This is a genomic window from Pseudomonas sp. GL_139_B, assembly GCF_057834475.1.
In genome coordinates this window covers 1033318-1046937 of sequence record NZ_CM174403.1, presented here as the reverse complement: position 1 = coordinate 1046937, position 13620 = coordinate 1033318, and the positions used below count along the sequence as shown (strand labels likewise).

Annotated in this window: 13 protein-coding genes; 6 read left to right on the top strand and 7 right to left on the bottom strand. The window is 57.4% G+C overall.

The window, feature by feature from the left end:
- Positions 1-18 precede the first annotated feature (18 nt).
- Entirely contained in the window at positions 19-1050 is a 1032-nt protein-coding gene (locus AC3ISI_RS04610) for an amino acid ABC transporter substrate-binding protein (protein ID WP_489335669.1), read from the bottom strand.
- 466 nt (positions 1051-1516) lie between these two features.
- Between AC3ISI_RS04610 and AC3ISI_RS04605 the strand changes: the two genes are divergently transcribed.
- The 5 genes from AC3ISI_RS04605 to AC3ISI_RS04585 all read left to right on the top strand — a co-directional run bounded on the left by AC3ISI_RS04605 (position 1517) and on the right by AC3ISI_RS04585 (position 6768).
- Entirely contained in the window at positions 1517-2173 is a 657-nt protein-coding gene (locus AC3ISI_RS04605; protein WP_489335668.1) for an alpha/beta hydrolase, read from the top strand.
- Between the two features lie 95 nt (positions 2174-2268).
- Positions 2269-3756: an ATP-dependent RNA helicase RhlB gene (gene rhlB, locus AC3ISI_RS04600; protein ID WP_489335667.1), complete on the top strand. Its 1488-nt coding sequence runs from the start codon at positions 2269-2271 to the stop codon at positions 3754-3756.
- 137 nt (positions 3757-3893) lie between these two features.
- Positions 3894-4841, top strand: a complete 948-nt coding sequence (locus AC3ISI_RS04595; protein ID WP_489335666.1) for an ornithine cyclodeaminase family protein — start codon at positions 3894-3896, stop codon at positions 4839-4841.
- Between the two features lie 87 nt (positions 4842-4928).
- Positions 4929-6059: an NAD(P)/FAD-dependent oxidoreductase gene (locus tag AC3ISI_RS04590; protein ID WP_489335665.1), complete on the top strand. Its 1131-nt coding sequence runs from the start codon at positions 4929-4931 to the stop codon at positions 6057-6059.
- 73 nt (positions 6060-6132) lie between these two features.
- The gene (locus AC3ISI_RS04585; RefSeq protein ID WP_489335664.1) at positions 6133-6768 is read left to right on the top strand and encodes a helix-turn-helix transcriptional regulator; all 636 of its coding nucleotides are present in this window, start codon (positions 6133-6135) and stop codon (positions 6766-6768) included.
- Positions 6769-6884: 116 nt separating this feature from the next.
- On the opposite strand, the gene AC3ISI_RS04580 is transcribed toward AC3ISI_RS04585, so the two are convergent.
- The 6 genes from AC3ISI_RS04580 to AC3ISI_RS04555 all read right to left on the bottom strand — a co-directional run bounded on the left by AC3ISI_RS04580 (position 6885) and on the right by AC3ISI_RS04555 (position 12164).
- On the bottom strand, positions 6885-7661 hold the full coding sequence (locus tag AC3ISI_RS04580) for an ABC transporter substrate-binding protein (RefSeq protein WP_489335663.1): 777 nt from the start codon (positions 7659-7661) through the stop codon (positions 6885-6887).
- 235 nt (positions 7662-7896) lie between these two features.
- The gene (gene moaE, locus AC3ISI_RS04575; RefSeq protein ID WP_489335662.1) at positions 7897-8349 is read right to left on the bottom strand and encodes a molybdopterin synthase catalytic subunit MoaE; all 453 of its coding nucleotides are present in this window, start codon (positions 8347-8349) and stop codon (positions 7897-7899) included.
- 3 nt (positions 8350-8352) lie between these two features.
- Entirely contained in the window at positions 8353-8595 is a 243-nt protein-coding gene (gene moaD / locus AC3ISI_RS04570) for a molybdopterin converting factor subunit 1 (protein ID WP_489335661.1), read from the bottom strand.
- Positions 8592-9065 (bottom strand): cyclic pyranopterin monophosphate synthase MoaC, encoded by a 474-nt coding sequence (gene moaC / locus AC3ISI_RS04565; RefSeq protein ID WP_162437327.1) that lies wholly within the window; start codon positions 9063-9065, stop codon positions 8592-8594. The genes moaD and moaC overlap by 4 nt, the downstream gene beginning before the upstream one ends.
- A gap of 234 nt (positions 9066-9299) precedes the next feature.
- Positions 9300-10694 (bottom strand): PhoH family protein, encoded by a 1395-nt coding sequence (locus tag AC3ISI_RS04560; RefSeq protein WP_489335660.1) that lies wholly within the window; start codon positions 10692-10694, stop codon positions 9300-9302.
- A gap of 345 nt (positions 10695-11039) precedes the next feature.
- Positions 11040-12164 (bottom strand): polysaccharide deacetylase family protein, encoded by a 1125-nt coding sequence (locus tag AC3ISI_RS04555; RefSeq protein WP_489335659.1) that lies wholly within the window; start codon positions 12162-12164, stop codon positions 11040-11042.
- Positions 12165-12362: 198 nt separating this feature from the next.
- Here AC3ISI_RS04555 and yaaA point away from each other — a divergent pair, with 198 nt between their 5' ends.
- Positions 12363-13142 (top strand): peroxide stress protein YaaA, encoded by a 780-nt coding sequence (gene yaaA / locus AC3ISI_RS04550; protein ID WP_489335658.1) that lies wholly within the window; start codon positions 12363-12365, stop codon positions 13140-13142.
- Positions 13143-13620 lie beyond the last annotated feature (478 nt).

Genomic DNA, 13620 nt, shown 5'->3' with positions numbered 1-13620 from the left:
CGCCGGGCGATAGAACCATCAGCGCACTGGTGGTGCGTATTGAATGCCGCCAGCGTTCCACAAGGCGTTCAGCCCGCGGTCGATTTCCAGCGGGGTGCTCTTGCCGAGGTTTTTCTCGAACACTTCGCCATAGTTGCCGACTTGCTTGACGATCTGGACGACCCAGTCCTTTTTCACTTTCAGGTCTTTGCCGTACTCACCATCAGTACCCAGCAGACGGGCAACGTCAGGGTTCTTGGTCGACTTGGCTTCGGCTTCGACGTTTTTCGAAGTGATGCCTGCCTCTTCAGCGTTGAGCATGGCGTAGCCAACCCAGCGCGCGATAGCCAGCCACTCGTCGTCGCCATTACGCACGACCGGGCCCAGAGGCTCCTTGGAAATGGTTTCCGGCAGTACCACGTAATCCTTCGGCGAGGCCAGCTTGCTTCGCTGGGCGAACAGCTGGGACTTGTCGGAAGTGAGAACATCGCAACGACCGGATTCCAGCGACTTGGCGCTTTCGTCGGAGGTGTCGAAGGTGATCGGGGTGTATTTCAGACCGTTGCCGCGGAAGTAGTCGGAAACGTTCAGCTCGGTGGTGGTACCGGCCTGGATGCAGATGGTTGCACCGTCCAGTTCCTTGGCACTCTTCACGCCCAGCTTGTTGTTAACCAGGAAGCCGATGCCGTCGTAGTAAGTGATAAAGCCAGGAAACTTCAGGCCCATGCCCGAGTCACGAGAGCTGGTCATGGTGGTGTTGCGCGACAGAATGTCGATTTCGCCCGACTGCAGAGCGGTGAAACGCTCTTTGGCGTTCAACTGACTGAATTTGACTTTGGTCGCGTCGCCGAAAATGGCAGCCGCTACAGCACGGCAGTAGTCAGCATCGATACCGACGATCTTGCCAGTGGAGTCCGGAACCGAGAAGCCCGGCAGACCGTCACTCACACCACACTGTACGAAACCTTTTTTCTGCACTGCATCCAGGGTTGCACCCGCCTGAGCGAACCCACTGATACCGAGTACTGCGGCTGCAGTCACGATAGCCAGGGTGGATTTCAACATCTTCATTCAAACCTCCAGTTTTGCTCTTGTTGTGTCGGAGCTGAATCCTTCCGCACCCTTTTGAGGCGTAATCGACCCTTATTGGTTTTTTTTAGGGTCAACCGGCGTAGGACCTGCGCTATGAGTCTAGTAGGAGAAAATCCACATCATGGATAACTCCCTTCTCACCAATCGGCCGAACGGGCTGTAGCCCTTTCACGTTCGCGAAGCCCGTAACGGCCACTGGCGAACATCCATCACCGGATTCTTTGCTATCCCGCGGCCAGCAGTACACTGATAGTGTTACCGCAAGGCGCGAGATGGGTTGCACCGTTTCCCCTTAGCAAAGCCCGTACCAGACAGCTCGCCGAGGCCAATGCGCGACAGGTCAATAGCAAAACTTGTAGCCTTGCGACATCTTCTTAACTGATCAACCTGGCGCACACTTGGATCTCGCACCCAATGAGCGCGCACGCACAAAAATGGAGCAGCCATGACCGAGCCCCTTATTCTTCAACCCGTAAAGCCTGCAGACGCCTGCGTTATATGGCTGCACGGCCTGGGCGCCGACCGTTACGACTTTCTGCCAGTGGCTGAAACGTTACAGGAAGGCCTTCTGACTACCCGCTTCGTTCTTCCCCAAGCGCCGACGTGCGCCGTCACCATTAATGGCGGCTACGAGATGCCGAGCTGGTACGACATATTGGCCATGAGCCCGGCACGCGCAATCAATCGCGAACAGCTGGAAGAGTCGGCACAACGGATCATCAACTTGATTGAAGTGCAGCGAGCCATCGGAATAGACGCCTCGCGAATTTTTCTCGCCGGTTTTTCCCAAGGCGGCGCCGTGGTATTGCACACCGCTTTCCTGAAATGGCAGGGGCCGCTGGGTGGCGTAGTTGCCCTCTCCACTTATGCGCCGACGTTCAGCGATGAGCTCGAACTTTCCGCCAGCCAGCAGCGTATTCCCGCGCTGTCTTTGCACGGTCAATACGATGACGTGGTGCAAAATTCCATGGGCCGCTCTGCCTACGAGCATTTGAAGCAGCGTGGTGTCACCGCGACATGGCAGGAATACCCAATGGGCCACGAAGTGTTACCCGAAGAGATTCGCGACATCGGCGTCTGGCTTGCCGAGCGTTTGCGTTAACTGTTACGCAAATGCAGCCCTTTGATCATCCCACTACGCCGCGCCCGATTCTTGCATTACACTGGCCGGCGTACATTCCTTAACCAATTGATGAGATGACCGTGCTCAAAGCACTCAAGAAAATGTTCGGTAAAAGCGAGACTGAGCAGCTCGCGCCAGTTCCCAGCGCTCCGTCTCATACCCCCAGCCACCGCACCGACGGTAATCAGCCTGGCCGGACCGCCACTGCAGCGGCACCGAAACATGAGCCGATAACCACACCGACCACCCCTCCCGCCCCGGTCGTTGCCTCTGAACAGCCGCGCAGCGAAGCGCCGAAACCGGCAAAACCGCGTCGCGAACCCAAGCCCAAGGCACCCGTCATCCCCTGGAAACTCGAAGATTTCGTCGTCGAACCCCAGGAAGGCAAAACCCGCTTCCACGATTTCAAACTCGCCCCGGAACTGATGCACGCCATCCAGGACCTTGGCTTCCCGTATTGCACGCCGATCCAGGCGCAGGTGCTGGGCTTCACCCTGGCGGGCAAAGACGCCATCGGTCGCGCCCAGACCGGCACCGGCAAAACGGCCGCGTTCCTGATTTCGATCATCACCCAACTGCTGCAAACCCCACCGCCGAAAGAGCGTTACATGGGTGAACCGCGGGCGCTGATCATTGCACCCACCCGCGAACTGGTGGTGCAGATCGCCAAGGATGCGGCCGACCTGACTAAATACACCGGCCTCAACGTCATGACGTTTGTCGGCGGCATGGACTTCGACAAGCAGCTCAAGCACCTCGAAGCCCGTCACTGCGACATTCTCGTGGCCACCCCGGGCCGTTTGCTCGACTTCAACCAGCGCGGCGACGTGCACTTGGACATGGTTGAGGTCATGGTGCTGGACGAAGCCGACCGCATGCTCGACATGGGTTTCATCCCACAAGTGCGTCAGATCATTCGCCAGACGCCGCCGAAGAACGAGCGTCAGACGCTGTTGTTCTCCGCGACCTTCACCGAAGACGTGATGAACCTCGCCAAGCAATGGACCACCGAGCCATCGATCGTCGAGATCGAAGCGCAAAACGTGGCCAGCGAAAACGTCGAGCAGCACATTTACGCCGTCGCCGGTGCGGACAAATACAAACTGCTCTACAACCTGGTCAACGACAACGGTTGGGAGCGGGTGATGGTGTTTGCAAACCGCAAGGATGAAGTACGCCGCATTGAAGAACGCCTGGTGCGTGATGGCGTCAACGCCGCGCAACTGTCCGGCGATGTGCCGCAGCACAAGCGCATCAAGACCCTGGAAGGGTTCCGCGAAGGCAAAATTCGCGTACTGGTCGCCACCGATGTGGCTGGTCGCGGCATTCACATCGACGGCATCAGTCATGTGATCAACTTCACCTTGCCGGAAGTCCCGGACGACTACGTACACCGTATCGGTCGTACCGGTCGTGCTGGCGCCGATGGCGTGTCCATCAGCTTCGCCGGTGAAGATGACTCTTACCAGCTACCGTCCATCGAGGCATTGCTGGGTCGCAAAATCAGCTGTGAAACACCACCGACGCATCTACTGCGGGCGGTTGAGCGCAAACGCCCGTAACCGGGATTTGCAGAAAGAGGCGCAGCCGGAAACGGACTGCGCTTTTTTTTGCCTGGTTTTTTTCAACAGGAGCTTGCCCGAGACAACTAAAAGTCCATAATGGACAAATTAGTTTAATTCAGCACCCGGAGCCGGCCATGTCCAGTACGCCTTACGTGATCACCCAATCCCAGGCCCGCGAGCTGCTGGCGAAAGTCGACGTGCCGCAGATCCTGCGCAAGCTGTTCCGCGACTTGGCCGCCGGCCAGGCCGTACAACCGGCACAGCAACTGGTGGAATTCCCGCAGGGCGCTGGCGACTTCATCAACTACCTCGGCGTATTGGCGCAAGACGGTGTCTACGGGGTTAAAACTTCGCCGTACATCGTGCGTGAACAAGGTCCGCTGGTGACCGCGTGGACACTGCTGATGTCGATGCAGACCGGCCAGCCGTTGCTGCTGTGTGATGCCGGTGAATTGACCACCGCACGCACGGCGGCAACCACCGCTGTGGCCGTCGACGCACTCGCCCCGTTAGCAGCGCAACGTCTGGCGATTATCGGCAGCGGCAAAGTCGCTCAAGCGCACTTGCACTACGTCAAGGATCTGCGTGATTGGCACAGCATCACCCTGTTTTCGCCGAGCCTTAGCAACAAGGATCCTGAAGCACTGGCTCAGATCAACAGCCTCGACCCACGCCTGACCATCGTCGACAGTTGCGAAGCAGCGATTCAGGACGTCGACGTGATCATGCTGTGCACCTCGTCCGCAGGACCGGTGATCGACCCGTCGAGGTTGAGCAAACCGGCACTGATCACCTCCATCAGCACCAATGCCGCGCGCGCCCACGAAGTGCCGCCGCAGAGCCTCAATGACATGCAAGTGTTCTGCGACTATCGCCTGACCACGCCGGGTTCGGCGGGTGAGATGCTGATTGCTGGTGAGCAGCATGATTGGGACAAGCGCTTGATTGTCGGCGACTTGCCCGATCTGCTGAGCGGCAAGGTACAGCGCCCTGATTACAACCGGACTGTGTTCTTCCGCTCCATCGGCCTGGGCCTGGAAGACATCGCGGTGGCCAATGCCATTTACCAACTACAGCACTAACACCCAGGTCCCTGTAGGAGCGGGCGAGTCCATCCAATTACAGGGGATCTCCCCCATTTTGGCATTTGCGCTCAAAAGGAGACGTTCATGAGCCAGGCAGACTTCATCATCATCGGCGGCGGGATTGCCGGAGCTTCCACCGGTTTTTGGCTATCGCAGCATGCCAGAGTGATTGTGCTCGAACGCGAGTCCCATCCGGCCTATCACTCCACCGGACGTTCCGCCGCGCTGTACACCGCCGCCTACGGCACACCCCAGGTGCGCGCGTTGACCCAAGCCAGCCGCGATTTTTTCGACGCCCCGCCCGCCGGTTTCTGCGAACACCCATTGCTGACGCCGCGCGGTGAGATGACCGTGGACTTCACGGGTGACCCTGCCGAACTGAACAATCAATACCTCAGCGCCAAAGCCACGGTGCCCGAGATGCAACTGCTCAGTGCCGACGAAGCCTGTGCGCGCATGCCGATCCTGCGCCGGGAAAAAGTCCATGGTGCGATCTATGACCCGACCGCCAGCGACATCGACACCGATGCCCTACACCAAGGTTACTTGCGCGGCATCCGTCGTAACAAAGGCCAAGTCATTACCGACACCGAAGTGCTCGGCCTGGCCCGCGATGCCGCGGGTGTGTGGCAGGTAACCACCAACAGCCAGACCTTCAGCGCCCCCGTCATCATCAACGCCGCCGGTGCCTGGGCTGACAAAATCGGCGCACTGGCCGGTGCCCGGCCGCTGGGCCTGCAACCGAAGCGCCGTGCTGCCTTTATCTTTGCCGGCCCTGAGGGCGTGGATATCCATCACTGGCCAATGCTGGTCAGCCTCGACGAATCTTTCTACATGAAACCCGACGCCGGCATGTTCCTCGGCTCACCGGCCAACGCCGACCCGGTGGAACCGCACGACGTACAGCCCGAAGAGCTGGACATCGCCATGGGCATTTATCAGATCGAAGAAGCCACCACCCTGACCATCCGCCGTCCGACCCGAACCTGGGCCGGGTTGCGCAGCTTTGTCAGCGATGGTGATTTACTGTCCGGTTTCGATCCACAGGTTCCAGGCCTATTCTGGGTGGCGGCACAAGGTGGCTACGGCATCCAGACTTCGCCAGCCATGGGCCAGGCCAGTGCTGCGCTGGTACGCGGTGAAACCTTGCCCGTGGAGCTCACACGTTTCGGCCTGGACACCGGCATGCTCTCCCCCGATCGCCTGTTCAGGTGACGTGTCCGCACGATTACGGCAAACTTCCAGCGCCCCTTTTGCAGGGCGCTGACGCTGCCTGGAGCTCCACTGTATGAACGCACCTGAAAAAGACCCGGCGCTGGACAATTACCGTGCGATTGCCGATGCCATCGCCACGCTGTTCTTCCCCCATGCCGAGGTGGTGCTGCACGACCTTCGCACGCAAAAAATCGACTACATCGCCAATAACCTGTCCAAACGCGAAATCGGCGATGACGCCGCGCTGGAGGACATGCTCAGTGACGATGTCAGCGAAACCAACATTGGACCGTACGAGAAACTCAATTGGGATGGTCAGAAAATTCGTAGCTTGAGTACCGTATTGCGCGACAGCGAAGGTCATCCGCTCGGGGTCCTGTGCGTCAACCTGAACATCTCACTATTCGAAAATGCAAAAGCGGCGCTCGACCTGTTCCTGTCGCCCAGCAAACTGATCCCGCAACCAGACTCACTGTTTCGTGATGACTGGCAGGAGCGGATCAATACCTTCCTGCACGCCTGGCTGCGCGAACGTCAACTGAGCCTGAACCTGCTGACACGCGACCACAAACGCGAACTGGTTTTGGCGCTGCATGCGGAAGGGGCTTTCAAGGGCAAGAGCGCATCGAACTATGTGGCCAATGTGCTGAACATGGGGCGGGCGACGGTTTACAAGCATTTGAAGGAATTGAAGGAATTGAAGGGCTGAGCCCTGAGGAATGTGTTGTTTGAAAGGGACTCATCGCGAGCAGGCTCACTGCTACAGGAGATCTATGGCGTACAGAGATCCATTGTTGGAGCGAGCCTGCTCGCGATAGCTATCTATCAGTCACCATAGATATCCGACTTGAAGTACTTGTCCGAGATCTTCTGGTATTCGCCATTGGCGCGAATGCCATCAATGGCCGCGTTCAGTTCGCTCACCAACTCAGCATTGCCCTTACGCACCGCGATCCCGGCGCCCTCCCCCACGTATTTCGGGTCTTTCAACTCCGGACCGACAAACGCGTAGCCCTTGCCACGCGGCATCGACAGGAAGTCATTCAAAGGAATGGTGTCGGCAAAAATCGCATCGAGGCGACCAGCGGCCAGGTCCATGTAGATTTCTTCGTTGTTACTGTAGCGCTTGACGTTAATGCCCTTGGGTTCGAAAACTTCGGTGGCAAAACGGTCAGTGGTGGTGGCGCGCTGTACGCCAATGGTTTTGCCTTTGAGGCTGGCATATTGGTCATCGACCACCGCGCCGTCCTTCATCACCAGGCGCGATGAGGTGAAGTAGTACTTGTGGGTGAAATCCACCGACTTCTTGCGGTCTTCGTTGATGGTCATGGACGACAGGGCCATGTCGATTTTCTTCACTTTCAGGGAAGGAATCAGACCGTCGAATTCGCCTTCGACCCACACACACTGGACCTTCATCTGCGCGCACAGGGCATTACCGATGTCGTAGTCGAAACCGACAATCTTGCCCTCGTCGGTTTTGGAAGCAAACGGCGGGTAAGCGGCTTCGATACCGATGCGCAAGGCTTTCTCGGCGGCAAACACGCTGCTGCACGCCAACAGACTAAGGGCCAGACCGGTGATGAGGGGGAATTTCTTCATGTTCGTTCTCTCGCGGGTTGTTGTTGGTTTGGCAAGACAGAAGAAAGAGCAAAAACGGGGGACACCTTTTTTGTACTTAGATTTCCATACTGGACTTTTATGTATTAATCGTCAATCGGGCAAGCAGGATCATGCCTGGCCGATGGTCGGGCGGGGAGTCAGGAGGTTATTGGGTGTAGCGAATGGCCCCATCGCGAGCCTGCTCGCGATGACTTATTTGAAAGTACCGCAGGAACTACTGCTTCCAGCGATCCGCCGCCGCATGATCACTGTCACGCCCTTCCACCCATCGCGCGCCTTCGCTGGTGACTTCTTTCTTCCAGAACGGCGCACGGGTTTTCAGATAATCCATGACAAACGCACAGGCATCGAAGGCTGCCTGGCGGTGAGCGCTGGCGGCGCCAACGAAGACGATTGGTTCTCCCGGTTCCAGGGCGCCTATGCGGTGCAACACTTCCAGCTTCAACAGCGGCCAGCGCTGCTCGGCCTCGATGGCAATCTTGCCCAGGGCCTTCTCGGTCATGCCCGGGTAGTGCTCAAGAAACATCCCCGCCACATCGAGCCCGTCATTGAAGTCGCGCACATAGCCGACAAAACTCACCACCGCGCCCACGCCGACATTGGCGGCGTGCATGGCGTTGACTTCAGTACCGGGGTCGAACGCCGTGGACTGCACGCGAATCGCCATGGATCAGCCCCCGGTCACGGTCGGAAAGAACGCCACTTCATCACCATCGCTAACCGGTTCGTCGAGCTGGCAAAGGTCTTCATTGCGGGCGCACATCAGGTTCTGCTCGCTCAGCACATCGGCACCGTCGCGCTGAGCCAGCAGCGCGCGCACGTCATCGACCGTGGCGAAATCACCCTCAACCTTGACCGAATCCACGCCCAGCGCTTCACGGTATCGAGCGAAAAATCTCACCGTGATGTTCATGGCTGATCTGCCTGGAAATGACCGCTCTTGCCGCCGACCTTCTCCAGCAGGCGCACGCTTTCAATGGTCATGCCGCGATCCACAGCCTTGCACATGTCGTAGATGGTCAATGCCGCCACACTGGCAGCGGTCAGCGCTTCCATCTCGACGCCGGTCTGCCCGGACAACTTGCAACGCGCGACGATGCGCACGGTGTCGTCACCTTCGGCACTGAGCTCGACTTTGACGCCGGTCAGCATCAGCGGATGGCACAGAGGAATCAGATCGCTGGTTTTCTTCGCCGCCTGAATGCCGGCAATACGCGCCACGGCAAAAACATCACCCTTGGGGTGACCGCCACTGACGATCATCTGCAGGGTGTCGGGCAACATGCGCACCAGCGCTTGGGCCGTCGCTTCACGGAACGTCACGGCTTTTTCGGTGACGTCGACCATGTTGGCGCGACCTTGGGAATCGAGATGAGTCAGCACAGGGTTACTCCTGATCAGGAGCGTCGATTGTAAACCTGCGGGTCAATTTTCCGCACGTTTGATTATCGGCTCAGCACTAAACCCTGTGGGAGCGAGCTTGCGATGACGGTATATCAGTCAACATCAATACTGAATGTCAGACCGCTATCGCGAGCAAGCTCGCTCCCACAGGGTTATGTTTTGGGCATAAAAAACCGGGCGACCTTTAAGGGCCGCCCGGTCTGGATGAAGCAGTTACAAATGCGATTCAGCGTATTCAGCCAGAATCGAGCGAGGCACCCCTTGCAGGGTGATGTGTACTCCATTGGGGAAGTCTTTGAAGCGTTCGGTCAGGTACGTCAGCCCGGAGCTGGTCGCGGAAAGGTAAGGGGTGTCGATCTGCGCCAGGTTGCCCAGGCACACCACTTTGGAACCGGCGCCGGCACGGGTGATGATGGTTTTCATCTGGTGCGGCGTCAGGTTCTGGCATTCATCGATCAAAATCAGGCTCTGCTGGAAGCTGCGACCTCGGATGTAATTGAGGGATTTGAACTGCAACGGCACTTTGCTGAGGATGTAGTCGACGCTGCCATGGGTGTTTTCGTCGTCCATGTGCAAGGCTTCGAGGTTGTCGGTGATGGCGCCCAGCCAAGGCTCCATTTTTTCTGCTTCGGTACCGGGCAGGAAGCCGATCTCCTGGTCCAGGCCCTGCACGCTTCGGGTGGCGATGATCCGGCGATAACGTTTGCTGACCATGGTCTGCTCGATCGCTGCTGCCAGGGCCAGGATGGTTTTACCCGAGCCGGCCGCACCGGTCAGGTTGACCAGGTGAATATCCGGGTCCAGCAAGGCAAACAGCGCCAGGCTCTGATAGATGTCACGGGGTTTGAGCCCCCAGGCTTCCTGATGCAACAGCGGTTCCTGATGCAGGTCCAGGATCAGCAATCGGTCTTCTGAAATTTCCTTAATCCAGCCGACAAAACCCTGCTCATCAATGATGAACTCATTGACGTGCACCGCCGGCAGGTTGTCGATCAGTTGCACCTCGTGCCAGGTACGGCCATGGTCCTGACGGGTTTCGACCTTGCTCACACGGTCCCAGAAGGAGCCGGTCATGTTGTGGTATCCGTTGGGCAGCAATGAAACGTCGTCAACCAACTGGTCGGTGCTGTAGTCCTCGGACGCGATCCCGCACGCCCGGGCCTTGAGGCGCATGTTGATATCTTTGGTGACCAGCACGACGGGCAACTTGGGTTCGCGCGCGTGCAGATCAATCAACTGATTGATGATGATGTTGTCGTTCAGGTGTTCGGGAAGAATGATGTTCGGTTCGGCGCGTTTGCTCATCAGAATTGACAGCAAACCCTTGGGCCCACTTTTGCCACGCTGGATCGGAACACCCAGCTCTACATCTTCAGGACTGGCATCGCCCAGCGTCTTGTCGATCAGGCGAATGGCCTGACGGCATTCCGCAGCCACGCTGTGATGCCCGCTCTTGAGCTTGTCGAGCTCTTCAAGGACGGTCATCGGGATGGCAACGTGGTGTTCTTCGAAGTTGAGCAGCGCGTTTGGATCGTGAATCAATACGTTGGTATCGAGTACATAAAGGATTGGCTGGTTGGAGGAAGAACTACGTCCGTGATCATCCATACTCGGTCACCTTTGTGGGAGCCATTCGACGCAATACCGTGACAGTGCTGCGCCTCGAAGTGACTACCGAATTCACCTGCTGGGACTCAAGTGAACTGCATCAAGCTGGGTCTTGGGAGACGCCACCTGTGTTGCAGGTTTCGGCGGTCTGTCTTCGTAATACTCCAAAACCCATGACAGAAAAAAGTACTTTGACGTTTTTTTGAAGTTTATTTTTCAGAGTGACCAATAACACTTGGCGGACTGCCATCACCCCGTTAAAGTCGGAAGTCCGCCTGCATCGAAATCTCTCTCAAAAACGCCCCAAACCCAATGTTTACGGCGCTTGTGCCAATTAACTGCGTTTCAGTGAAAACCATCCTGACAGTCTTCCCAACCGATCCCGCTTTGCGCCGTTTGCGTAATAAGCCAAGGCATCGCCGTTTTCACCGCATCCTGCTTCACATTGAAATTGATCACGCCGTGGCGCCACAGCAGCATCAGCGTCAACACGCGTTGCGCGCTCGGATTGCCCTTGAGTTTGCCCGCTCCGTCCTGCGCATCGATATCCCATAGCGCCACCCGCAAGCCCTGAGCGCTGAAGAAGCCTTCGGCATCGGAGCGGCGCTGGCCATCGGGCGGACGAAACAGCGGCACGTAATTCTCCGGCAACTTGCTTTTGACCAGTTCAACGCTGCGTCGTACCGAGTCCTGCCAGTCCTGCCAGTGGCTGTGGGAGCGGAACTCCCAGCCCTGGACGCCGATGCACTGCTGCGAGTACATCGCTTGCAGGCTGGCCACCGAGCCATCGGCCAGACGCGCCTGAATATCCTTGCCAAGGACGAAGAAAGTGCCGCTGATGTTCGACTTGCGCAGGTACTCGGCGACCCAAGCGGTGTTGTCCGGCGCGACGTTGGCGGCGCTGTCGAAGGTCAGCAAAAACAAGCGGTCATGCATCCCGTCGCCGTTGCGCTCATAGTCGCCAAAACGATCGACTTCGCTGCTGATCTGTGGGAACAGGGCGGCCTTGCGTAGCTGCTCGTCCAGATACTGGGCGTGGAACAACCGGCTCGGTTCGGCCCACTTGATGTAGTAGCTGTCGTCACTGACCTGGAACTTGGCCGCCTGCCCGCGCAAGGTGTCAATGTCCTCGACCAGGAAACAGAAAGACGCATCCTGATCGCAGCTTTGCTGGGCGAAGTTGTAATTGGTCAGCAAGCGCTGCCACAAGCGCTGGCGCAGTTGGTTGACCGCTTCCAGATTGATTTTGCGTAATCCCAGATGCTGGGCCATGGCGGATTCGTCCAGCGATTCGCTGGCCAGCAGCACACGGGCAAACATGAGGATTTCGGCCCGCGACGCCACATCGAACAGGGTCGGGCTACTGAGCATCTCAGGCCAGGTGCTGCGATCTAGCGTCGCCACATCGCCGGGCGCCGCCAAGGCGCCAAAGCTCAACAGCCAGGCCGAGAATAGAAAAACGATACGCAATGGGATGTCTCCATAACAAAACCCGCGCGGCACTATAGCCGATCCAGTCCCAACTCCCGCAGTGACACAGAACTACTGTGGGAGCGAGCTTGCTCCCACAGGTTATGTGCATCACCACCGATCACCTATCGCCTTGATAGCTGGAGTCATCCGGCGCTACCCCCTAGAATCGCGCCCACGATTAAAGGAGACGACTTCATGCTGATGGTGATTTCCCCCGCCAAGACCCTCGATTACGAAACACCGCCGGCGACCCAGCGCTTTACCCAGCCGCAGTACCTCGATCACTCCCAAGAGTTGATCATGCAGCTGCGCGACCTGACACCGGCGCAAATCAGCGAGTTGATGCACGTTTCCGACAAGATCGGCGGGCTCAACGCCGCGCGTTTCGGCAGCTGGACACCCGCGTTCACCCCGAAAAACGCCAAGCAGGCGCTACTGGCCTTTAAAGGTGACGTGTACACCGGCTTGAATGCACAAACCTTCAGCGAAGCCGATTTCGATTACGCCCAACAGCATCTGCGAATGTTGTCCGGCCTGTATGGCCTGCTGCGACCGCTGGACCTGATGCAGCCGTATCGGCTGGAGATGGGCACCAAACTGGCGAATGCCCGTGGCAAGGACCTGTACGCTTTCTGGGGCACGCGAATCAGTGAATGGCTGAACGAAGCGCTGGCCGATCAAGGCGATGACGTGCTGCTGAACCTGGCGTCCAACGAGTATTTCTCGGCCGTCAAACGCAACGCCTTGAACGCGCGCATCATCAATACCGACTTCAAGGACCTGAAGAACGGTCAGTACAAAATCATCAGTTTCTACGCGAAAAAAGCCCGCGGCATGATGAGCCGCTTCGTCATCGAAGAGCGCATCAACAACCCCGCCGACCTCAAGCAATTTGACGTTCAGGGTTACCGCTACAGCGCCGAGCAGTCGAAACCGGACAATCTGGTTTTCCTGCGCGATCACGCGCCCGAATAAATGCACATATAGGGCGCACGACATCGACACCCTCGTCGTGCCCCCACCGCAAATCGTCCAACAATCCCCCTCCCGCACAGCTGATTTATTGGCGCCAAAAAAACATCACCTCCTTTTCTAACTTTAGTTTCACTCGACTTCGATGTTTTTTTTCAGTAGTGGCACTGAAAATTTTTATCGGTAGTGGCATAAAACTATCGAACTCGGTGATCACCCTATGTATCAAGGGTGAAACTGCAAGTGCCATCAATATGAAAGTAGTGCCATCTTTTCTAATATTTCAAGAAATTTCAGATTTCGTGATAGGCGGACTGGAACTATGTCCAAATGCGTAGCTCATACCACCGGTAACGATTATCAACGTGCTTGTACGAGATAACTTACGCAGACAAGCCATTCACATAGCGAAGTTGCCACATCAACTTCAGCCCTTGAGTCGCTTATTTGGGCAGCACACACAGGGACAGGAGATATACAC

Bases quoted from the DNA above. Each gene is read 5' to 3' on its own strand.
- AC3ISI_RS04610 (WP_489335669.1), bottom strand. From the start codon at position 1,050: ATGAAGATGTTGAAATCCACCCTGGCTATCGTGACTGCAGCCGCAGTA.
- rhlB (WP_489335667.1), top strand. From the start codon at position 2,269: ATGACCGTGCTCAAAGCACTCAAGAAAATGTTCGGTAAAAGCGAGACT.
- AC3ISI_RS04560 (WP_489335660.1), bottom strand. From the start codon at position 10,694: ATGGATGATCACGGACGTAGTTCTTCCTCCAACCAGCCAATCCTTTAT.
- AC3ISI_RS04595 (WP_489335666.1), top strand. From the start codon at position 3,894: ATGTCCAGTACGCCTTACGTGATCACCCAATCCCAGGCCCGCGAGCTG.
- AC3ISI_RS04580 (WP_489335663.1), bottom strand. From the start codon at position 7,661: ATGAAGAAATTCCCCCTCATCACCGGTCTGGCCCTTAGTCTGTTGGCG.
- AC3ISI_RS04590 (WP_489335665.1), top strand. From the start codon at position 4,929: ATGAGCCAGGCAGACTTCATCATCATCGGCGGCGGGATTGCCGGAGCT.
- yaaA (WP_489335658.1), top strand. From the start codon at position 12,363: ATGCTGATGGTGATTTCCCCCGCCAAGACCCTCGATTACGAAACACCG.
- AC3ISI_RS04605 (WP_489335668.1), top strand. From the start codon at position 1,517: ATGACCGAGCCCCTTATTCTTCAACCCGTAAAGCCTGCAGACGCCTGC.
- moaD (WP_489335661.1), bottom strand. From the start codon at position 8,595: ATGAACATCACGGTGAGATTTTTCGCTCGATACCGTGAAGCGCTGGGC.
- moaE (WP_489335662.1), bottom strand. From the start codon at position 8,349: ATGGCGATTCGCGTGCAGTCCACGGCGTTCGACCCCGGTACTGAAGTC.
- AC3ISI_RS04585 (WP_489335664.1), top strand. From the start codon at position 6,133: ATGAACGCACCTGAAAAAGACCCGGCGCTGGACAATTACCGTGCGATT.